The sequence below is a fragment of the Photobacterium phosphoreum genome, assembly GCF_002954725.1.
Lineage (GTDB): Bacteria > Pseudomonadota > Gammaproteobacteria > Enterobacterales > Vibrionaceae > Photobacterium > Photobacterium phosphoreum.
In genome coordinates this window covers 2,528,091-2,549,950 of sequence record NZ_MSCQ01000001.1, presented here as the reverse complement: position 1 = coordinate 2,549,950, position 21,860 = coordinate 2,528,091, and the positions used below count along the sequence as shown (strand labels likewise).

The following is a 21,860-nucleotide window of genomic DNA, read 5'->3' as shown; positions in this document are numbered from 1 at the left end:
GAAAGCTCAGGGTTAATAGTTAAATGCAGGAAGTTATTATCATGAACCAAACACTCACATCTCTCGTTACCCCCCTTCGACGACGCTAAGTCTTTTGCCTTAGGTACTTTTTTGTGCCTCTTCTCTGGCTGGTTACAGCACATCTTTATTAGCCGTTATGACATCATATTTTTTATACCATAGTCCCGATTGTTTTCATTACGGCTTGAGGACAATCACTACAAATGGAATTAGCAATGTTAAACACTGTTATTATTGGCGCTAGTGGTTATACCGGCGCAGAACTGGCAAAAATGGTTAGCCGTCATCCACAGTTATTACTTCGTGGTTTGTATGTTTCAGCTGCGAGCGTTGATGCGGGGAAATTATTGAGTGATCTTCATGGCCAATTAAAAGGGGTGGTTGATTTACCTTTGTTGCCATTAACGGATATCAAAGCAACCGCAGCAAGTGCCGATATTGTGTTGTTAGCAACAGCCCATGAAGTGAGTCATGATATTGCAGCGGTATTTCTTACTGCGGGTTGTCAGGTGTTTGACTTGTCAGGTGCGTTTAGAGTTAAAGCTGATGATTTTTATCGTCAATATTACGGATTTGAACATCAGTACAGTGAGTGGTTAGATAGCGCAGTTTATGGTTTAGCTGAATGGAATGCTGATGCTATTCATCAAGCGCAATTAATTGCCGTTCCTGGGTGTTATCCCACCGCATCGCAATTAGCCTTAAAACCATTAGTGGTTGCTGAGTTGCTTGATCACCAACAGTGGCCGGTTATTAATGCTGTCAGCGGTGTTTCTGGCGCTGGTCGTAAAGCCTCTATGATTAATAGTTTTTGTGAAGTGAGTTTACAAGCTTATGGTTTGTTTACCCATCGCCACCAACCCGAAATAGCCCATCACCTTAACTGCAATGTTATTTTCACGCCTCATCTCGGTAATTTTAAGCGTGGAATTTTAGCCACCATTACCGCTAAATTAGCTGTTGGCGTGACCGTGGAAGATGTTACTGCTGCAATGGAATCCGCTTATTTACAGACCACAGATCAACATGCGGTGCGTCTACTGGGGAATAAAACCGCGCAACTTGATGATGTTGTTGGAAGTTGCTTTTGTGATATCGGCTGGCAGGTGCAAGGTGAGCATATTATTTTAACCGCCGCGATTGATAATTTATTGAAAGGCGCTTCCTCGCAAGCAATGCAATGCATAAATATTCGCAACGGCTTTCCTCAATTAACCGCATTGGTGTAGGAGTAACACGATGAATCAAGTCCCTTTAGTGATCAAACTTGGTGGCGCAGCATTGGAATGTAATGCCACCTTAGAGCGGTTGTTTTCGACCATTAACGTCTATCAAGCGCGTTCACAGCGACCAATATTGTTTGTTCATGGTGGTGGTTATTTGGTTGATGAGTTGATGACAAAACTGCAATTACCGACCATCAAAAAACAAGGTTTGCGCGTCACACCGAGTGATCAAATTGGTTTGATTACCGGCGCGCTAGCAGGCACGGCTAATAAAATGCTGCAAGGACAAGCCGTTAAAGCGGGTGTCGCTGCTGTAGGGTTAAGTTTAGCCGATGGTGGTTTATGTACTGTTAGCCAATTAGATCCAGCGTTAGGGGCTGTTGGTCATGCAGAGCCAAATAACAGCGCTTTAATCTGTCAAATTATGCAACTTGGATTTGTGCCAATTATCAGCTCAATTGGGCTCGATAGTAATGGCGGAATGATGAACGTTAATGCTGATCAAGCGGCAGTGGCGGTTGCTGCAGCTGTAGATGGTGAGTTGGTATTACTGTCAGATGTTAGCGGAGTGCTTGATGGTAAAGGTAATTTGATTAAGCAACTTACCGAAACTGAGGCGGAAGCGTTAATTGCTCAAGCGGTGATCACCGATGGCATGATTGTTAAAGTGCGGGCGGCATTTACCGCGGCTAAAGCACTAGGACGTTCGATTGAAGTGGCGAGTTGGCGTTATCCTGAAAAGTTGAATGCATTATTAGCAGGCGACAGTATCGGGACTAAATTTACCCCATAACGGGATGCTCATTAAACGATATTTGCGAAGGCGAATTGAATTATTGTGATTAATGATTATTTTTGAAAAAAGTGCCTCAACGGGATAACCGCGACAAGGCTGATAAGGAGAGCGGCAGATGAGTAAGATTAATAAAGTGGTATTGGCCTATTCAGGTGGTTTAGATACATCAGCTATTATTCCATGGCTAAAAGAAAACTATGACTGTGAAGTGGTCGCGTTTGTGGCAGATGTCGGTCAAGGTGAAGAAGAGCTGATTGGTATTGAAGAAAAAGCCATCGCATCTGGTGCTTCTTCATGTTACATCGCCGATTTAAAAGAAGAGATGGTGAAAGATTATATTTATCCATCGCTGAAAACAGGGGCTATTTACGAAGGTAAATACTTGTTGGGTACCTCAATGGCGCGCCCAATTATTGCCAAAGCACAAGTTGAGTGTGCACTTGAAGTGGGTGCCGATGCTTTATGTCACGGTTGTACCGGTAAAGGTAATGATCAGGTGCGTTTTGAAGGTGCATTTGCCGCTCTTGCGCCACAATTGACCGTGATTGCGCCATGGCGTGAGTGGGATTTACGTAGCCGTGAAGCGCTGCTTGATTATTTGGCTGAGCGTAATATTCCTTGTACCGCATCGTTAGAAAAAATTTACTCACGTGATGCCAATGCATGGCATGTATCAACTGAAGGTGGGGTGCTTGAAAATACCTGGAATGCACCGAATGATTTATGTTGGGTGTGGACCACAGATCCACAACAAGCACCTGATGAAGCCGAAACTGTCTCTGTGCTCGTTGAAAAGGGCGAAGTGGTCGCGGTGAATGGTGAACCGATGACGCCTTACAACGCCCTGAATTATCTCAATCAAAAAGGCGCAGCGCATGGCGTCGGACGGATTGATATTGTTGAAAACCGTTTAGTGGGGATTAAATCGCGTGGGTGTTATGAAACCCCAGGCGGCACCATCATGATGGAAGCACTGCGCGCAGTAGAGCAACTGGTGTTAGATAAAGAATCGTTTGAATTCCGTCAAACTATTGGCCTTAAAGCGTCGCACCTTATTTATGATGGTCGTTGGTTTACACCATTGTGCCAATCACTGTTAGCCGCGGCGAATACGCTGGCGCAAGATGTGACCGGTGAAGTGGTGATTCAACTTTATAAAGGCCAAGCGACCGTTACTCAGAAGCGTTCACTTAATAGTTTGTATTCAGAAGAGTTTGCAACGTTTGGTGAAGATGATGTTTATGATCACAGTCATGCTGGTGGTTTTATTCGTTTGTATTCTTTGGCGAGTCGAATTCGTGCGCTTAACAATCAAAAATAATTAACTCAATTGTGGTACTAAGTTGCAGCGAGTGCGGTACTTGTTGCAACGTTAAGCTTATCAATATCATTAGACTTGGACAGCAAAGGAGATTCACCATGGCATTATGGGGCGGACGGTTTAGTCAGGCAGCTGACATCAGATTCAAACAATTTAATGATTCGCTGCGTTTTGACTATCGACTCGCAGAACAAGATATTGTCGGTTCAATAGCTTGGTCAAAAGCCCTGCGTCAAGTGAATGTGCTGACCGAACCAGAGCAACAACAACTTGAGTTAGCGTTAAATGAACTCAAGTTAGCGGTAATGGAAGATCCGGAACAAATTCTAACCTCAGATGCTGAAGATATTCATAGTTGGGTTGAACAACAGCTGATTGCTAAAGTTGGCGATCTTGGTAAAAAACTTCATACCGGTCGATCGCGGAATGATCAAGTCGCTACCGATCTTAAGTTGTGGTGCCGTCAACAAGGTCAGCAATTATTATTGATGTTGGATAAATTACAGCAACAGTTAGTTACTGTTGCACGTCAGCATCAAGCGACGGTGCTGCCTGGGTATACGCACTTACAACGGGCGCAGCCAGTTACATTTGCTCATTGGTGTTTAGCCTATGTTGAAATGCTTGAGCGTGATCATTCACGCTTAAATGATGCTATGACACGTTTAGATACTTGTCCGTTAGGCTCTGGTGCCCTTGCAGGTACCGCTTATCCGATTGATCGTGAAGTGTTAGCACATAGCCTTGGTTTTCAGCGTGCAACCCGTAACAGTCTTGATTCAGTGTCAGATCGTGATCACGTGATGGAGCTATTATCAACTGCCTCAATTTCAATGCTGCATTTATCGCGGATGGCGGAAGATTTAATTTTCTATAACTCAGGTGAGTCCAACTTTATCGAACTGGATGATGCGGTCACTTCTGGCTCATCGTTGATGCCACAGAAGAAAAACCCTGATGCGCTCGAATTGATTCGTGGTAAATGTGGTCGGGTTTACGGCGCCATGGCTGCAATGATGATGACCGTTAAAGCGTTACCGTTGGCTTACAATAAAGACATGCAAGAAGACAAAGAAGGGTTATTTGATGCCTTAGACAGCTGGCATGATTGTATGGAAATGGCAGCGTTATGTTTTGATGGGATCAAGGTTAATCAAGAGCGAACGTTAGAAGCGGCAATGCAAGGCTATTCAAATGCAACTGAGTTAGCGGATTATTTGGTTGCTAAAGGGATACCTTTCCGTGAAGCACACCATATTGTTGGGGTCGCGGTGGTAGCCGCGATTGCTAAAGGCTGCGCATTAGAAGAATTATCGTTGGATGAAATGAAACAATTTTCAGCAGTGATTGAAGCTGATGTTTATCCGATTCTTACTATCGAGTCGTGTCTAGATAAGCGCTGTGCCCTTGGTGGTGTCGCGCCTAATCAAGTCGATTATGCGATTGGTCAGGCTGAAAAGCGGCTTGATAAACGTTATTCGCCTGACGTGAAAGTGCGCGGGGCGCGACTCACTGATCTCGATGCTATCGAAGGGATGGTGGTGTATTGGGCTGGGCTTGGTGAGAATTTACCGCGAAATCGTAATGAGTTAGTACGTGATATCGGTTCATTTGCAGTGGCTGAAAATCATGGTGTGGTCACAGGGTGTGCGTCACTGTATGTTTATGATTCTGGATTGGCAGAAATTCGTTCGTTAGGAGTAGAAGCGGGTTGGCAACAGCAAGGGCAGGGCAAAGCGATTGTCGATCATTTGCTTGAGAAAGCGGCACAAATGGCGATTAAAAAAGTATTTGTGTTAACCCGTGTGCCGGAGTTCTTTATGAAGCGCGGTTTTACTCCGACCTCAAAAGCATTACTGCCAGAAAAAGTCATGAAAGATTGTGAACGTTGTCCGCGTCAGCATGCTTGTGATGAGGTTGCATTAGAAGTGTGGCTCGATCAGGTGCAGCGGATAGCGACGATTAATGTCGCCTAACGGATCGTTATGGCTGCTTTCAGCTCTTAATCGTAATTAGCTCTTAATAGTAACAACAATGGCAAAAAGCCCTCACTTCAAGCTGAAGTGAGGGCTTTTTAGTAACGGTCTACTAGTGGAAGATTAGCCTAAGAAAATTTCTAGATCTTCGCTGCCACCAATGTGTTTACCGCCAATGAATACTTGAGGAACAGTACTACGACCAGTAATGGCACGTAAAGAAACTGTGGTCGCATCTTTACCTAAAATAATTTCTTCATACTGTAGACCTTTGTCGATCAGATTCTGTTTGGCTTTCACACAGAAAGGACAACCTGGCTTAGAGAATACAGTGATTGATTCTTGTAGTTTTTGTTCTGGTGCAATGTAGTTCAGCATCGTATCTGCGTCAGATACTTTGAACGGGTCGCCTGGTTCTTCGTTTTCAACAAACATTTTTTCAACGATGCCGTTTTTCACTAGCATGCTGTAACGCCATGAACGCGCACCAAAACCGATGTCATCTTTTTCAACTAACATGCCCATGCCGTTAGTGAATTCACCGTTACCATCAGGGATAAAAGTGATGTTTGCTGCTTCTTGATCTGCTTTCCATGCATTCATTACGAACGTATCGTTAACCGATACACATAGAATGTCGTCAACGCCGTTATCAGCAAATACTGATGCTAACTCGTTATAACGAGGTAGGTGGCTAGAAGAACATGTTGGTGTAAATGCGCCTGGTAGGCTAAATACAACCACTGTTTTATTAGCAAATAACTCATTAGTTGTTACATCAATCCACTGATCGCCTTTGCGAGTGTGGAAAGTAACTTGAGGTACTGGCTGACCTTCTTTAGATGCGAACATAATGTGATTCCTTAAAAAATATAAATTAATTTAATGCAATCGGAGCTTCGTAAATATGTTCTCCATATTGATGAAGTAATTATGCGATTTTACTCTTGATAGTTCTAATCGTTTACTGCTATGGTTTTGATAGTTAATTCCTATTGGTAACCTTAGCTAATGAATATTCGAGATCTTGAGTACCTTGTCGCCCTGTCTGAACATAAACATTTTCGCAAAGCTGCTGAAGCCTGTTATGTCAGTCAGCCAACCTTAAGTGGTCAAATTCGTAAATTAGAAGATGAACTTGGGGTATCGCTGTTAGAACGAACCAGTCGTCGCGTGCTTTTTACCGATGCGGGATTGAGTTTAGTCGCCCAAGCTCAAAAAGTGTTGCTTGAGGTCAAAATATTGACCGAACTTGCTAGTTTGCAAGGAGAAAGCATGGCTGGGCCGTTACATATTGGCTTTATTCCAACCGTAGGTCCATATTTATTGCCGCAAATTATTCCGACCTTAAAAGAAGCGTTTCCTGAACTAGAATTATTTTTACATGAAGCGCAAACCCATCAATTAGTACAGCAGTTAGAAGAAGGCAAACTAGATTGCATGATTTTAGCCGCAGTCAAAGAAAGTGAACCTTTTATCGAATTGCCATTGTATGACGAGCCGATGATGTTAGCGGTGCCAGAAACTCACCCGTGGGCACAAGAGCAAGAAATTGATATGTCACGCTTACACGGTGAAACCTTACTGATGTTGGAAGATGGTCACTGTTTGCGTAATCAAGCATTAGGGTTTTGTTTTGCAGCAGGCGCGCGTGATGATGGGCGTTTTAAAGCCACTAGCCTTGAAACACTACGCAATATGGTTGCCGCAGGCAGTGGGATCACGTTATTGCCACAATTAGCAACGCCGAAAGAACATTGCCGTGATGGGGTTTGTTATATTGCAGCTGAGCATCCGCAACCCACTCGGTTGATTACGTTAGCCTACCGTCCTGGCTCACCATTAAAGTCGCGTTATGAAAAATTGGCTGAAGTGATTAAGTCTAAAATGCCACAAATTTTTGCCAATCATATTCAGAAATAGTTTTTCGTGCTGTAAGGGCTATGAAATTTCAAACAAAAAAAAGAGCGCTGATTAGCGCTCTTTTTTATTTAGGGGTGATAATTAGAACAACTCTTCTGCTGTTTCCGCATCAAATTTCTGTTCTGAATTGACTTGGCTTGCTGATTGCGTTGGCTCTGTACCCTTGATGAAGTATTCATACATTGAACTGGCATCATCACGATCTGACAGTTTACCCGTTGCACGGTCGATACGTACTTTGACGATATCTGCTGGAATTTGCAATGGCTGTTCTGGGGTGTTTTTCAGTGCGGTACGCATGAAATCAATCCATGCTGGTTGGGCAGCATTGCCACCGTATTCACCACCTGTAGTTTGGTTTTTACCTAAGTTTTTATTAAAACTCGTCCGCCCAAGAGCATGACGGTGGTCATCAAAACCTACCCAGGTAGTGGCAACCATATTAGGACCAAAGCCGGTGTACCAAGCATCTTTTGAGTCATTGGTTGTACCTGTTTTACCGCCTATATCATGACGACCTAGCACGCGAGCTCTAAAGCCTGTGCCATAAAGATGACCCGGTTCACCCCAAATATTACTGGTTAACATTTGACGAACAAGGAACGCATTTTGCTCGCTGATCACTGCTGGTGCATAACGTACCGCTGGTGGTGTGATCACTTGTTCTAGTTGCGCTAATGTTGGCTTTTCCGTTACAGGTGCAACTGGTTTTTGATCTGCTGGTGTATTTTCAGCTGTGGTAGCTGCTGCTGTCGCCAATGCTACTTGCATTTTTGCTTGTGGATTTTGGCTTTGACAAACATCATTACAGACAATTTTTGGATTGGCGCTGTAGATCAATTCACCATTACTATTATCCACTTTACCGATTAAGAACGGTTTCACCGCATAACCACCATTGGCAAACACAGAATAACCTTGGGCTAATTCCAGTGGAGTTAAACTACCCGCACCTAACGCTAATGGTTCTGCGTGAGGCAGATCTGAGCGTTTAAAGCCAAATCGAGTCAGGTAGTTAATGGTGTAATCTAAACCAGCCAGTCGTAATACGCGAATCGCCATGACGTTGATTGAACGCGCCAGACCAATACGTGCACGGGTTGGGCCACCGTAACGGCCATCAGCATTCTTTGGTCGCCATGCAGTGCCTTGCCACTTATCCCATTTGGTAATCGGCGCATCATTAATCAGGGTGGCTAATGTCATCCCTTTTTGAATCGCTGCTGAGTAAATAAACGGCTTAATGCCTGAACCTACCTGACGAATTGATTGAGTGGCACGGTTAAATTTACTTTGGGTATAGTTAAAACCGCCGACCATTGCCAATATCGCACCATTATTCGGTGACATTGCGACAAACGAGGTATTGGCACCTGGTACTTGGCTTAATACCCAATGGTTTGTGGTTACTGCTGCGGCATCCGCTGTTGCTGCGACAGTTGTGGCTTTATTTTGAACCCAAATCTGTTGACCTGCCGTTAAAATTTGAGCCGCTGTTGTTGGAGCAGGGCCTTGGGCTTTATCGGTAAGGAATTTACGCGCCCATTTCATACCATCCCAGTTGAGGGTCACGGTTTCGCCTGGCTTGGTAACCACAATCGCTGTTTGCGGATTCACCTTGGTAACCACGGCTGGCACCAATTCACCATAAGTTGGTTGGCTACTTAACTTCTCAACGATTTGGTTAGCATTCAGTGGCGTTTGTCCCGGTTTCCATAACACCGCTGTTGCACCACGATACCCATGTCGTTCATCGTAATTTAACAGGTTATCAACCGCGGATTGCTGAGCGGCATGCTGTAATTTAGCATTAATGGTGGTGTAAACATCCATCCCTTTGGTGTAAGCATCTTCACCATAGCGATTAACCATCCACGCACGTGCTCGTTCTGCAACATATGGTGCATACAGTTGAATTTCAGCGCGGTGGTAATGGGAAACAATCGGCTCTGAACGTGCTTGATCCATTTGTGCTTGAGTGATGTAGCCTTCTTTATACATTCGATCAAGTACCACATTACGACGAGTTGTCGCGCGATCGATTGAGTAAATCGGATTCATGGTTGAAGGCGCTTTCGGCAAACCTGCAATCACTGCCATTTCACTTAACGTCAGCTGATCAACACTTTTACCGAAGTAAACTTGTGCAGCAGCACCGACACCGTAAGCACGGTAGCCGAGGTAAATTTTATTTAGATAAAGGTCAAGAATTTGATCTTTAGTTAAAATTTGCTCGATATGAATCGCAATAAAGGCTTCTCTAATTTTACGTGAGAAAGTTCTTTTATTGGACAGGAAGAAGTTTCGTGCAAGTTGCTGCGTGATAGTACTCGCACCTTGACGTGCGTGACCTGTGGTTATCATCACAAAAGCGGCTCGTGCGATACCAATTGGATCAACGCCATGATGTTCATAAAAACGACTGTCTTCGGTCGCAATAAAACCATCGATCAACAAAGGAGGCATTTGCTTGAGTGTTAATGGAATGCGGCGTTTCTCACCAAATTGTGAGATCAGTTCGCCATCGGCACTGTACACCCTTAGCGGTGTTTGTAGCTCGACATTTTTTAATTTAGCAACATCAGGAAGGTCTGGTTTTAGGTATAAATAAAAACCAAAAATTGTACCCACTCCAAGAATGATGCAAATTATTGCAAGTATTAGTAATCGCTTTATGAACTTCACTTGAGATTTCCCGTTACGCCATCGTTCTGGCGGTCATTATCTATTATCTTTTACCTTCAAGTATAAAGATAACAAAAAAATAATTAATGCCGTTGATGATGTTTATTCGAAATAGTTTGTTTTTTCGCCACATGGGAGCATAACACGGATGTTTCGGAACCCATTAAGTGTTGGGGTAGATATAGGTAACCACAGTATAAAGGCTGTGGTTCTGCAACAAAAAAAAGAGCTGTTTGAGTTGGCTGCGTTTGTTGAGGTTGAGTTGAATAAAACCATGATAAACGATCAGCATAGCGTGAATAATGCTGAGTTGTTGTCAGCAATGCGTCAAATTAAAAAGCAATTACCATGGCAAGCCAAAACCGTGACCTTAGCCTTACCCGATAGTGCGGTAATCAGCAAAGTTGTTCAATTAGGTACAAACCTCAGTGAAGAAGAAGCTGAGTTCGCGATAGTGCAAGCATTAGGCGCGGCCTCGCCGTTTCCTGTCGAAGAACTGTGGTTTGATTATTTTCCTTTAATTAGCGATCGTTTTAGTGATGTAGCAACCACACCCTTCCAAGTGTTTGCTTCACGTAAAGAAACGATCGATAACCGGGTCAATGTGCTGCTTAAATTGGGCTTTAAACCTAAGATCATGGAGTTACAGACCCATGCTTTATTATGGTTGACTGAACATCTTGCTGAGATGGGTAGCCATTATAATCAATGGGCGGTGGTTGATGTGGGTAAACGGCATACAGAATTTTGTATGAAGCCACAAGGTAGTGCTGCCTATCACCGTGAAATTCGGTTTGGGATTGGTATGTTTGACAACCAAGACGGTACGACGTTGCTTAGCAGTAATAATGCCGAGCAATTTACCAAACAGTTAGCTGAGCAACTAAAGCGCCAAATTCAATTGTATAACTCGACTCACCCGCGTAGTGGCATCAAAGGGTTATGGTTATGCGGTGGTGGGCAAGATTCAGTGTCGGCATCATTGTTGCAGCGTTTAATTGGTCTTGATGTGGTATGGGTGAGCCCATTTCAGCATTTTAGTTGTGCCAAGAATGTTGAATTACCTCACTCAATGTCGAGTCAGTATGCTGTCGCGACGGGGTTAGCATTGCGGGGGCTAGCATGATCGATAAACTCAATTTATTGCCGTGGCGTGAGCAGCGACGTAAACAACATAAACAGCGTTTTGTTGGGTTGCTGGTAGCGAGTGTTGCACTGGCTGTTGTGGGTAATGGCGCGATTGGTGAATACATTGAAAACCAGCAACGCCAGCAACAGAGTCGTAATCAGCAATTACAGCAAGAATTAACCAGCTTGCAGCAGCGGTTGGCGTTTCTACCTCAATTAGATAAACAACGTGATGCGATTGAATTGCGATTAAAAGTGATTGTGGATATTCAGCTATCACGTAATCGAGTCACTCAACTGCTTAATCAGTTACCTGAAGTGGTGCCAGCAGGGGTGTATCTTGATGGGGTCAATTTAGCTAGGCAACGGGTTAAAGTTGATGGTTTTGGCGATACTAACGGTCACTTAGCGGCATTGTTAGGTAAAGCAGAACAATCGCCGTGGTTTAATAATATTGAAATGCACTCTTTAGTCACAACAAAAAGAGCAGATAAACAACAAACATCACAGTTTAATGCTTCTTTTGATTTAACAACGCCAGCTATTGATAACAAGCCGCTAAAAGCGACCTTTCCTACTGCCGTAGTGGAGAAAAACAATGATTGATTGGCGCGAATTAGAGCTTGATGAAATCACTGAATGGCCATTATTGCCGCAAGGTTTAATTGCGTTGTTGGTGACGTTATTGTTATCAGCATTAGGTTATTGGTATTGGTTAACCCCTTTAACGGCAGAACTCGAGCAGCAAAAACAACAAGAAATAACCTTGCGGGCTCAGTTAGTGACTCGAGCGGCCCAAGTTGCTGCCTTACCACGGGTGAAAGAACAAGTGGTTGAGCTTAACCGCCGTTATCAAGAAGTGGTTGAGCAGTTACCTGAAGAGCAAGAATTGGCAAGCCTATTAGCCAGTATTAATGATATCGGTGTTCAAAATGGGTTGATTTTTCAGTCGATTAAGTGGGCTTCACGAATAGAGCATGATCTTTATTATGAATTACCGCTGAATATGCAATTAACCGGTTCTTACCAACAAATTGGTCAGTTTGCCGAAGCGATTGCAAGACTGCCTCGAATTGTTAATTTACGCAATGTTGAGTTAGCGCGGGTCGATAACCAAGGCTTTGATGAGTTATTGTCGTTGACGGTATCGGCAATCACTTATCGTTTTAAAACCCCGCAATAATGAGGATCTTATGAGAACACTTTTATGGCTGTTACCGTTAGGATTCGGATTAATGGGGTGTCAGGCCAATACCGATTCGGTTGAGCAGTTTATAGCTAAAACCCACACCAATGCCAAAGCAAAAGTAAAACCATTGGCTGATCCTTATATTTTTGTTGCTGAGTCGTTTGTGATGACCAGTAAACGGGTACCATTTTTACGTCCTAAACCAGAATTACTACTCGCTAAGCAAGCCGATATTAGTTGCTGGCAACCAACAAGTGCTCATCAACCAACTGCGCTCGAAACCTTTCCGTTAGAGCAATTGACAATGAAGGGAGCGATTGGCCATCAGCGTCAATTATGGGGATTGGTTTATACCCCAAAAGGTGAGTTAGTCAGAATTAAGCCGGGACAGTTTGTCGGACTTAATCGCGGCAAAGTAACAAAGGTGAGTGATAAGCTCATTGAAATAGAAGAAACATTACCCGATGGCAAAGGTTGTTGGCTAACACGGCCTGCAAAGCTGGCTTTAGTTCAGCATTAATCAAGGATGAGTTATGAAAGGGAATACGTGGGGGCTTAGCCGCCAGATTTTCGCCAGTGTATGGTTAATGTGTTGGGGTTTACTGACCGTAACCAACGTCACAGCTGCGCCAGTGAGTGGGGTCACTAATCAAGTTCAAGACATTGAGTTTCGTCGTGATAGTAAAGGCCGAGGAGTGGTAACGATAAAGTTACAACAGCCTCAATCATTGGTCGATTTTCGTCGCCAAGGCAAGCAGTTACAGCTAGATATCTTTGATACTCAATTAACCAATGAGCAAGTATACACGCTAGACGTCGTTGATTTTTCGACAGTCGTTAACAGTATTGATACCAGTAATGTAGCGAGTGGGGCGCGGTTTATGTTTAAGCTGAGTGGGGACTATGACTATGATTATCGTATTCGAGGTAATAATCTTGAGGTTACGTTAATTAAACGGGTGCAACCTAAAGCAACCTCTGCGACCAATAAGAGCAATGTTTCTTATAAGGGCAAGCCGATCTCAATCAATTTTCAAGACATTCCCGTCCGTAACGTATTGCAGTTAATCGCAGACTATAATGACTTTAACTTAGTGGTCGCTGATACTGTCAGCGGTAATGTGACGCTACGATTAGATAACGTGCCATGGCCACAAGTCTTGGACATTATCTTACAAGCCAAAGGGTTGGATAAACGGGTACGAGGGTCGGTATTATTGGTTGCTCCTAAGGCTGAATTAGCTGCCAATGAGCATCAAGTGATGGAAACTGCGCGTAAACAGCAAGAATTAGCCAGTTTACGTTCAGAACTGATACAAATTAATTACGCTAAAGCCACTGATATCTCAACATTACTAAGTGGCTCAACAGATGGTGTTGGAATGTTGTCTGAGCGTGGCTCTCTGCATGTTGATGAACGAACTAACGCATTGATAATTAAAGATACACCAGATAATATCGCCAGCATTAAAGATATTGTGTTGGCATTAGATATTCCGGTAAAGCAGGTGCAAATTGAAGCACGTATTGTCACTATAGATGAAGGTAATATCGATGAACTTGGCGTGCGCTGGGGAGTATCGAGTATCGATGGTGATACCACTATTGGTGGGTCAATTGAAGGTAACCTTGGCAGTTCTGGATTGCTAGATGACACCAGTGTCGATGATTTTCTTAATGTCAATTTAGGGGCGACTCAAGCTGGGGCTTCTAGTATTGCGTTTCAAGTGGCCAAGTTAGGTAATGTATTATTAGATCTTGAATTGTCAGCGTTGCAGTCAGAGCGTAAAGCAGAAATTATCTCAAGCCCACGTCTTATGACGACCAACAAAAAAACCGCTTATATTGAACAAGGTACTGAAATTCCATACCTAGAAGCATCATCAAGTGGTGCGGTGTCAGTTGATTTTAAAAAGGCAGTATTAAGCCTGATGGTGACGCCTCAAATTACCCCTGATAATAAGTTAGTATTAGACTTGGAAGTGACCCAAGACAGTAAAGGCGAAGAGGTACCCACTGGGGTAGGTACAGCGGTGGCGATTAAGACCCAGCGGATTGGTACTCAAGTGTTAGTCAACAATGGTGAAACTGTCGTATTAGGTGGTATTTATCAAAATCAAGTCAACAATACGGTTCGTAAAGTACCTATTCTTGGTGATATTCCCGTACTTGGTGCATTATTTAGGCATAAAATGGAAGAGCTTGGAAAACGTGAATTATTAATTTTTGTGACGCCAAAAATTGTGATGCAATAATTTTTCACTTTGCTAACCATCTTGCTGACAATAGTTATAATCAATATTGCAGTAGGGTGGTTGTGAGCTAAAGTTGTTTTGTTTTATATAGTTATATTGGTTAGGTGGTTGGGCGTTGAGAGTGTTCTTGAGCCGTTATCAAGATATTTACGAGCTTAATACGATTGACCTCAGACCTCTGGTAAGCCATTATGGCAACCTCTGTGGGTAAGACAGGCTCAATAAAATATCGATTGATGTCGACTAGCTATTGCAAAATAGTAGTCAGTCCTGAGATAATTTTCTGTCTTATCACGAATTATATGTGAGGAACTTGGCGCCTCGGGCTTATTTTAATAGAGCCTGCGGGTGGTGTCGTTTTATTAACCGCGCGTAAATTGCTAAAATGGCTGAAAAACGAAATATTTTCTTGGTTGGCCCTATGGGTGCCGGCAAAAGCACAATTGGTAGACACCTTGCACAACAGCTGCATATGGAATTCTTTGATTCAGATACTGTGATCGAAGAACGTACTGGCGCTGATATTAGTTGGGTGTTTGATGTTGAAGGTGAAGACGGCTTCCGTGTTCGCGAAGAAACTGTAATTGATGATCTAACCCAAGAACAAGGTATTGTTCTTGCAACGGGTGGCGGCTCTGTTATTAATAAAGAGAACCGTAATCGCCTGTCTGCTCGTGGTATCGTTGTTTATCTAGAGACGACTATTGAAAAGCAATTAGCTCGTACTCAACGTGATAAAAAACGCCCATTACTTCAAACTGACACACCTCGTGAAGTGCTTGAAGAATTAGCAGCAGAACGTAACCCATTGTATGAAGAGGTTGCTGACTACGTTGTTCGTACTGATGATCAAAGTGCGAAAGTAGTTGCTAACCAAATCATCAAGATGCTGGAAGAGCGTTAATTAATTAAAAAGAGAAGCTGACCATGGAACGGATCAATGTCAATTTAGATGACAGAAGCTACCCTATTTCAATTGGCGCCGAGTTGTTCGACAACTCGGCGTTGTTTGCATCTGCGATATCTGCAGGTAAACGAGTAGTTGTGGTCAGCAATGAGACTATTGCCCCGTTATATGCGGATCAGGTAATAGCGACCATCAGTTCATTGTCGTGCCAAGTGGCATTACTTTCTCTGCCTGATGGCGAACAGTATAAAACCCTGGATACGTTTAATCACATCATGACATTTTTACTGGAAGGTAATTATGGCCGCGATGTGATTTTAGTTGCTTTAGGTGGCGGCGTAATTGGTGACATTGTTGGCTTTGCGGCTGCAAGTTATCAACGAGGGGTTGATTTTATTCAGGTGCCAACCACGTTGTTAGCACAAGTTGATTCATCAGTAGGTGGAAAAACTGCGGTCAATCACCGTCTGGGTAAAAACATGATTGGTGCCTTCCATCAACCTAAAGCAGTGATTATTGATAATCATTGTTTACAAACATTGCCGCAACGAGAGTTCGCTGCAGGGTTGGCGGAAGTGATCAAATACGGCATTATTGCCGATTATGATTTTTTTGTTTGGTTAGAAAATAACATTGAGCGATTGCAGGCATTGGATAATGATGCGTTGTGTTACGCCATTAGTCGTTGCTGTCAAATTAAAGCCGATGTTGTTGCTGCCGATGAAAAAGAATCAGGGGTAAGGGCGTTACTCAATCTTGGCCATACTTTTGGTCACGCTATTGAAGCAGAAATGGGCTATGGAAACTGGCTGCATGGCGAAGCGGTGTCAGCAGGTACAGTTCTCGCAGCACATACTGCCGCAAAGCAGGGATTAATCAGTGATGCCGATGTAGTGCGAATTATCACATTACATCAACGCGCAAATTTGCCCGTTGTTGCACCTGAAACTATGGTTTTTGACGATTTTATTAAGCATATGATGCGTGATAAAAAAGTATTGTCAGGTCAGCTACGCTTAGTATTACCCACTGCAATTGGTAGTGCTAAGGTTGTGGCTGATGTACCTTTTGATGTGCTTAAGGATGTTATTGGCCGCTAAGTTGTAGCACATTGATGACCAGCATGACGAAAGCAAAAAATCTGGATCTGGAAAGTCAGATCCAGTTGCTGACTCGAGTACGGTTTATTACTCGGTTTGGCTCTCACCTTATCCACCTCTCTGGTGCAGCTGGCTCAGGTAAAACTTGGCTCGCCCACTCTTTCCTCGAGCATTACGCCACTGACTGCCGGCAAGTCTTATTGATGTGCCAATCAGGGCAAACTGACGCTCAACATCGAACCTTATTGTTACAACAATTTGTTAGCCAAGCCATGTTTAACGAACATGATTCTTTATGTCAAAGCGTGGAACATTTATTGGCACACCAGCATGATAAATTGATGGTGGTGATTGATGACGCGCATTTATTGAGCCCCTGTCTCGTTGCTGAATTATGGGCATTATCGTTGTACGCCGCTCAACACTCTACTCTCCAACTTAATATTGTCTTATTTGCTAATCGTGGCGAGTTACACCAAACTTTAACGCACGTTGCCCATGGTTCCGGTATTGTGCCGCTAGCGTTAGATATTGATGATTTGAGTCAGCAAGAAGCCATTTTATTTACTGAAATGTTAATTGGTAGCGATCAATTAACCACGGCTTCTCGACGAACGTTAAAGCAGCGTTTGCTTACCGTCATTGCGCGGCCTGGTGTGCTGTATGACTTTCCTCAATCTGAAGGTGTGAATATGACCTCAAAGGCATCTAAACGACCATTATTAGTGGCAGTAATTATATTAGCTGTGATTGCTTTAGCGATTGCAGGATATGGTTTAATGACCATTCGTTCTCACACTGCAACGGATACTCAACCTCCAGCCACAATACCTGCTGTAACCGCCACGGTAACATTTGATGATGTGCCGCTACCACCGCAAGTGCATGCCCAAGGTTTAACGGTTGGGCGTAAAGAAGATAGCAGTCATGAACGGATTGTCATTTCTGAACAACAAATTGATGCCATGATGGATGACCAAGCTTTAAAAGGTCATTCTATCGCTACAGAAGCTACAGAAGCTACAGAAGCTACAGAAGCTACAGAAGCTACGACGACTCCCGTTATAGCGCCAATAGTCGCTGCCTCTGATACAACAGCAATACCATCATTGCCTTCGGCCGGCGCAATCATACCCGCGCCAGCGTCTAAACTTGATTGGTCGCTTAAGTTAGCCACTGATGAGCAAAAATTGGCAGCGATAAAATCCAGTCATTACGCATTACAACTAGCCGCTACTCAAAGCCTTGCCGCGGCGGCCGAGTTTATGACGACTCATCATGTGGTAGAGGCTATGATCTACCAAACGGATCGTAAGAAGCAGCAATGGTTTATTGTGGTTAGTGGTAATTATTCAACGGCTGATCAAGCACGTACTGCAAAAAGTCAATTATCAGCGTCACTGCAACAGCTAAAACCATGGTTGAAACCTTACCGACATATTCAACAAGAAATGAATCGCTTAAAATAAAGCCATTAATCATAGTTATTTATGCTAATTGGTATCAGCACTGGGGGTAAATGAGGTACAATCCGCGACCTTTCGTGACATTCTTGTAAGTGGTGGTGGGTCAGCTTAATGAAAAAGCATCGTGCATTCCTGAAATGGGCTGGGGGTAAGTACTCTCTGGTCGAGGATATCAAACGACACCTACCGCCAGCGCGTAAATTGGTTGAGCCTTTTGTGGGCGCGGGATCGGTATTTTTAAATACTGATTATGAGCATTACCTATTAGCCGATATCAACCCAGATCTGATTAATTTATATAATATTATTAAGCAAGAGCCTGAGCGTTACATTGAAGATGTTCGTCGATTATTCACGCCTGAATATAATACTAAAGCCGCGTATTTGAGTATCAGAGAAGAATTTAATCACAGCACTGATACTTATCAGCGCTCGATTTATTTTCTCTATTTAAATCGTCACGGTTTTAATGGTTTGTGTCGCTATAATAAAAAAGGCGGTTTTAATGTACCTTTTGGTTCGTATAAAAAACCGTATTTCCCTGAAGCAGAAATGTATTATTTTTCTGAAAAAGCTAAGCGTGCGACGTTTGTGTGTGAAGGTTATAGCCAAACATTTTCACGTGCTCGTAAAGGCAGTGTGATTTATTGTGATCCACCGTATGCGCCATTATCCACTACGGCTAATTTTACCTCTTACTCAGGTAATGGTTTTAGTTTAGATGATCAAGCGACATTAGCGAATATCGCTGAGAAGGCTGCCACGGAGCGTGATATTGCGGTGTTAATATCCAATCATGATACGCCATTAACCCGCCGTTTATATACTGGTGCTGATTTATCGGTGGTCAGGGTTAAACGTACCATTAGTCGTAATGGCAGTGGACGTAATAAGGTCGATGAACTGCTGGCGTTATTTAAGATACCTGCCGCGACTGATAGTGAATAATCATCATACATAGATTGCTGTTGCCTGCTGGGTGATAGCAATCAAAGTGATCACCAATACCCCGATAATAATCCCCCCAATAATGATAAACGGCCATGGACTTGAATGCTTGAAGTCTTGATGATGCTGTTGTTGTGACTGCACCCCAAATAATGCCGCTAACACACTCTTTATTATTCTCCATACTGCGCTAATACTTGCACCCATAAATATCCCTTCCTCGTTTCTTTAGTGAGGTTATTGTTGATTGTAGTGCCTTTGTCATTGGTCGCATTGATAATTATGGCTAACTGCAGCAATAAATAAATCGAGTAAGACAACACTTAGGGGATCGGGTAGACTGACAGCAATTTAAACGCTTGGTAAGCCGAGCTTATTGTTTTTATCGCTAGTGTAGAGAGGCTAAACATGAAGGACTTTTTGATTGCTCCATCTATTTTGTCTGCTGATTTTGCCCGTTTAGGTGAAGATGTAGCAAAGGTATTGGCAGCAGGTGCTGATGTGGTCCATTTTGATGTTATGGATAATCACTTTGTCCCTAACCTGACGTTTGGTGCGCCGATCTGTCAAGCATTACGCGACTACGGTATTACCGCACCGATTGATGTCCATCTGATGGTGAAACCTGTCGATCGTATTATTCCTGATTTCGCCAAAGCGGGTGCAAGCATGATCACGTTTCATGTTGAAGCGACTGACCATATTGATCGTACTTTACAGCTGATTAAAGAACACGGTTGTCAAGCAGGCGTGGTATTTAACCCAGCAACGCCATTACATCACCTTGATTACATCATGGATAAAGTTGATATGATTTTGATCATGTCAGTAAACCCAGGCTTTGGTGGTCAATCTTTTATCCCGACTACACTCGATAAATTACGCCAAGTACGTCAGCGCATTGATGCTTCAGGGCGTGATATTCGTCTGGAAGTTGATGGCGGTGTTAACGTCAATAATATTGCTGAAATTGCAGCAGCGGGTGCGGATATGTTTGTTGCGGGTTCAGCTATTTTTAATGAGCCTGATTATAAAGTCGCGATTGATAAGATGCGTGCACAGTTAGCTGAGGCCAAGCGTTAATGAGCTCTGAAAACCTGATTGAAAATATTAAATTTATCGCGTTTGACCTAGACGGTACTTTACTTGATAGCGTCCCTGATTTAGCCGATGCGGCTGATTTGACCATGCGTCATCTTGGTCGTGAAGGGGTAACGGTTGAGCAAGTAACGACTTGGATTGGTAATGGCGCTGACATTTTAATTGGTCGCGCATTAAGTCGTAGTATCGATATTGATCCTGATATTGATCCGCAATTACAGCGTCAAGCGCGTGAGCTATTTGATCATTATTATGCCGCGGGTGGTCATCAAAAAAGTGCCTTATATGCGGATGTAAAAACGACATTAGCCAGCTTACATCAAGCCGGTGTACTCATGGCGATTGTTACCAATAAACCGTCACAATTTGTGCCTCATTTGCTTGAAGAGCATGGTTTGAGTGCTTATTTTGTTGATGTGATTGGCGGTGATACGTTTCCATTGAAAAAACCGGATCCATTCGCATTGCATTGGCTGATGGAAAAACACCATATTGCAGCTACCGAATTGCTAATGGTAGGTGATTCGCGTAATGATATTGTTGCCGCTCAAGCTGCAGAGTGTCGTTCATTAGGGCTGACTTATGGCTATAACTATGGTCAGCCAATCAGTGACAGTAATCCTGATGTAGTTTGTGAACACTTCAAGCAATTACTTGATGTGGTTAAACTAGGCTGCTAGTACATTACGGTGTACACTAAAAAACCAATAACTTTAGGTACTGATAACCGCGTTATGAGTACCTTTCGTCAATACAATTAAAGATATTAACAGGACAACCTGATCATGAGTAAACCCATTGTATTAAGTGGCGTACAGCCTTCTGGTGAATTGAGTATCGGCAACTACCTTGGTGCGCTGCGTCAGTGGGAACAGATGCAGGATGATTACGATTGTCAGTATTGTGTGGTTGATTTACATGCCATCACTGTCCGTCAAGATCCTAAAGCACTCCATGAAGCAACCTTAGATGCATTAGCAATTTGTTTAGCTGTGGGTGTCGATCCAAAGAAAAGTACTTTGTTTGTCCAATCTCATGTACCAGAGCATGCACAACTGGGCTGGCTATTAAATTGCTATACCCAAATGGGTGAGCTTAGCCGTATGACCCAGTTTAAAGATAAATCAGCTCGCCATGCAAATGACGTTAACGCGGGTTTATTTGGCTACCCAGTACTGATGGCGGCCGATATCTTATTATATGGTGCGCATCAAGTGCCTGTAGGTAGCGATCAAAAGCAACATTTAGAGTTAGCGCGTGATATCGCCACCCGCTTTAATAACCTTTATGGCACAGAGCAAAGCCCAATTTTCCAAGTTCCTGAACCGTATATTCCAGCGGTAGGTGCACGGGTAATGAGCTTACAAGATGCGACCAAGAAAATGTCGAAGTCAGATGATAACCGTAAGAACGTTATTACGCTGCTTGAAGATCCAAAGTCGATTCTAAAGAAAATCAATAAAGCGCAAACTGACGCAGAAATGCCACCTCGCATTGCACATGATATTGAGCAAAAAGCAGGGATCTCAAATCTAATGGGATTGTATTCTGGCGCAACGGGCAAAACATTTGCTGAGATTGAAGCCCAGTATGCTGGCGTTGAGATGTATGGCCCGTTTAAGAAAGATGTTGGTGAAGCATTAGTGGCAATGCTAGAACCTGTACAGGCTGAATACCAACGTATTCGTCATGATCGTGCTTATCTTGATAGCGTGATGAAAGCAGGTGCTGATAAAGCATCAGCTCGCGCTGCTGAAGTATTGAAAAAAGCCTACCATGCGGTGGGTTTTGTTGCGCGCCCATAAGCGTTGGCAATTA

At 43.3% G+C, this 21,860-nt stretch carries 20 protein-coding genes; 17 read left to right on the top strand and 3 right to left on the bottom strand.

From position 1 onward, the window contains the following. Positions 1 to 236: 236 nt before the first annotated feature. The 4 genes from argC to argH all read left to right on the top strand — a co-directional run bounded on the left by argC (position 237) and on the right by argH (position 5,340). Entirely contained in the window at positions 237 to 1,250 is a 1,014-nt protein-coding gene (gene argC / locus BTO21_RS11265) for an N-acetyl-gamma-glutamyl-phosphate reductase (RefSeq protein WP_045028931.1), read from the top strand. Between the two features lie 10 nt (positions 1,251 to 1,260). Then, positions 1,261 to 2,040, top strand: coding sequence for an acetylglutamate kinase (gene argB, locus BTO21_RS11260; protein ID WP_045028932.1), 780 nt, complete (start codon positions 1,261 to 1,263; stop codon positions 2,038 to 2,040). A 118-nt stretch (positions 2,041 to 2,158) separates the two neighbouring features. Beyond that, entirely contained in the window at positions 2,159 to 3,364 is a 1,206-nt protein-coding gene (locus BTO21_RS11255) for an argininosuccinate synthase (protein WP_045028934.1), read from the top strand. Between the two features lie 98 nt (positions 3,365 to 3,462). After that, a complete protein-coding gene (gene argH, locus BTO21_RS11250) occupies positions 3,463 to 5,340 on the top strand; it encodes an argininosuccinate lyase (protein ID WP_045028935.1) in 1,878 nt (625 codons plus the stop codon). Between the two features lie 123 nt (positions 5,341 to 5,463). Here argH and BTO21_RS11245 read toward each other — a convergent pair whose 3' ends face one another. Further along, positions 5,464 to 6,192, bottom strand: coding sequence for a glutathione peroxidase (locus tag BTO21_RS11245; RefSeq protein WP_045028937.1), 729 nt, complete (start codon positions 6,190 to 6,192; stop codon positions 5,464 to 5,466). A 159-nt stretch (positions 6,193 to 6,351) separates the two neighbouring features. On the opposite strand from BTO21_RS11245, the gene oxyR reads away from it, so the two are divergent. After that, positions 6,352 to 7,263 carry a DNA-binding transcriptional regulator OxyR gene (oxyR, locus tag BTO21_RS11240; protein ID WP_045028938.1) on the top strand — a complete coding sequence of 304 codons (912 nt, stop codon included), beginning with the start codon at positions 6,352 to 6,354 and terminating at the stop codon, positions 7,261 to 7,263. 81 nt (positions 7,264 to 7,344) lie between these two features. Here the strand turns inward: oxyR and BTO21_RS11235 are convergent, their stop codons facing one another. After that, positions 7,345 to 9,948, bottom strand: a complete 2,604-nt coding sequence (locus tag BTO21_RS11235; protein WP_065194037.1) for a penicillin-binding protein 1A — start codon at positions 9,946 to 9,948, stop codon at positions 7,345 to 7,347. 148 nt (positions 9,949 to 10,096) lie between these two features. Between BTO21_RS11235 and pilM the strand changes: the two genes are divergently transcribed. The 9 genes from pilM (at position 10,097) to dam (ending at position 18,941) form a co-directional block, all read left to right on the top strand. After that, complete coding sequence (gene pilM, locus BTO21_RS11230; RefSeq protein WP_065194038.1) at positions 10,097 to 11,074, top strand: type IV pilus biogenesis protein PilM; 978 nt, start codon at positions 10,097 to 10,099, stop codon at positions 11,072 to 11,074. Next, the gene (locus BTO21_RS11225) at positions 11,071 to 11,682 is read left to right on the top strand and encodes a PilN domain-containing protein (protein WP_045028941.1); all 612 of its coding nucleotides are present in this window, start codon (positions 11,071 to 11,073) and stop codon (positions 11,680 to 11,682) included. The genes pilM and BTO21_RS11225 overlap by 4 nt, the downstream gene beginning before the upstream one ends. Further along, the gene (locus BTO21_RS11220) at positions 11,675 to 12,259 is read left to right on the top strand and encodes a type IV pilus inner membrane component PilO (RefSeq protein WP_045028943.1); all 585 of its coding nucleotides are present in this window, start codon (positions 11,675 to 11,677) and stop codon (positions 12,257 to 12,259) included. Before BTO21_RS11225 ends, BTO21_RS11220 begins: the two co-directional genes overlap by 8 nt. Before the next feature lie 10 nt (positions 12,260 to 12,269). Continuing rightward, positions 12,270 to 12,785, top strand: a complete 516-nt coding sequence (locus BTO21_RS11215; protein WP_045028944.1) for a pilus assembly protein PilP — start codon at positions 12,270 to 12,272, stop codon at positions 12,783 to 12,785. A 13-nt stretch (positions 12,786 to 12,798) separates the two neighbouring features. Then, positions 12,799 to 14,520: a type IV pilus secretin PilQ gene (locus BTO21_RS11210; RefSeq protein WP_082056835.1), complete on the top strand. Its 1,722-nt coding sequence runs from the start codon at positions 12,799 to 12,801 to the stop codon at positions 14,518 to 14,520. A 385-nt stretch (positions 14,521 to 14,905) separates the two neighbouring features. Next, entirely contained in the window at positions 14,906 to 15,424 is a 519-nt protein-coding gene (gene aroK, locus BTO21_RS11205) for a shikimate kinase AroK (protein ID WP_036789489.1), read from the top strand. Between the two features lie 23 nt (positions 15,425 to 15,447). Further along, positions 15,448 to 16,527, top strand: coding sequence for a 3-dehydroquinate synthase (gene aroB / locus BTO21_RS11200; protein ID WP_045028947.1), 1,080 nt, complete (start codon positions 15,448 to 15,450; stop codon positions 16,525 to 16,527). A 23-nt stretch (positions 16,528 to 16,550) separates the two neighbouring features. Then, entirely contained in the window at positions 16,551 to 17,996 is a 1,446-nt protein-coding gene (locus BTO21_RS11195; RefSeq protein WP_170064506.1) for an SPOR domain-containing protein, read from the top strand. A 108-nt stretch (positions 17,997 to 18,104) separates the two neighbouring features. Then, the gene (gene dam, locus BTO21_RS11190) at positions 18,105 to 18,941 is read left to right on the top strand and encodes an adenine-specific DNA-methyltransferase (protein WP_045028950.1); all 837 of its coding nucleotides are present in this window, start codon (positions 18,105 to 18,107) and stop codon (positions 18,939 to 18,941) included. Between the two features lie 3 nt (positions 18,942 to 18,944). Here the strand turns inward: dam and BTO21_RS11185 are convergent, their stop codons facing one another. Continuing rightward, positions 18,945 to 19,148: a DUF2970 domain-containing protein gene (locus BTO21_RS11185; RefSeq protein ID WP_045028952.1), complete on the bottom strand. Its 204-nt coding sequence runs from the start codon at positions 19,146 to 19,148 to the stop codon at positions 18,945 to 18,947. Positions 19,149 to 19,349: 201 nt separating this feature from the next. Between BTO21_RS11185 and rpe the strand changes: the two genes are divergently transcribed. The 3 genes from rpe to trpS all read left to right on the top strand — a co-directional run bounded on the left by rpe (position 19,350) and on the right by trpS (position 21,847). Then, on the top strand, positions 19,350 to 20,024 hold the full coding sequence (gene rpe, locus BTO21_RS11180) for a ribulose-phosphate 3-epimerase (protein ID WP_045028954.1): 675 nt from the start codon (positions 19,350 to 19,352) through the stop codon (positions 20,022 to 20,024). Beyond that, a complete protein-coding gene (locus BTO21_RS11175) occupies positions 20,024 to 20,722 on the top strand; it encodes a phosphoglycolate phosphatase (RefSeq protein ID WP_045028955.1) in 699 nt (232 codons plus the stop codon). Before rpe ends, BTO21_RS11175 begins: the two co-directional genes overlap by 1 nt. 105 nt (positions 20,723 to 20,827) lie before the next feature. Then, positions 20,828 to 21,847, top strand: coding sequence for a tryptophan--tRNA ligase (gene trpS, locus BTO21_RS11170; protein ID WP_065194045.1), 1,020 nt, complete (start codon positions 20,828 to 20,830; stop codon positions 21,845 to 21,847). Positions 21,848 to 21,860: the final 13 nt, after the last annotated feature.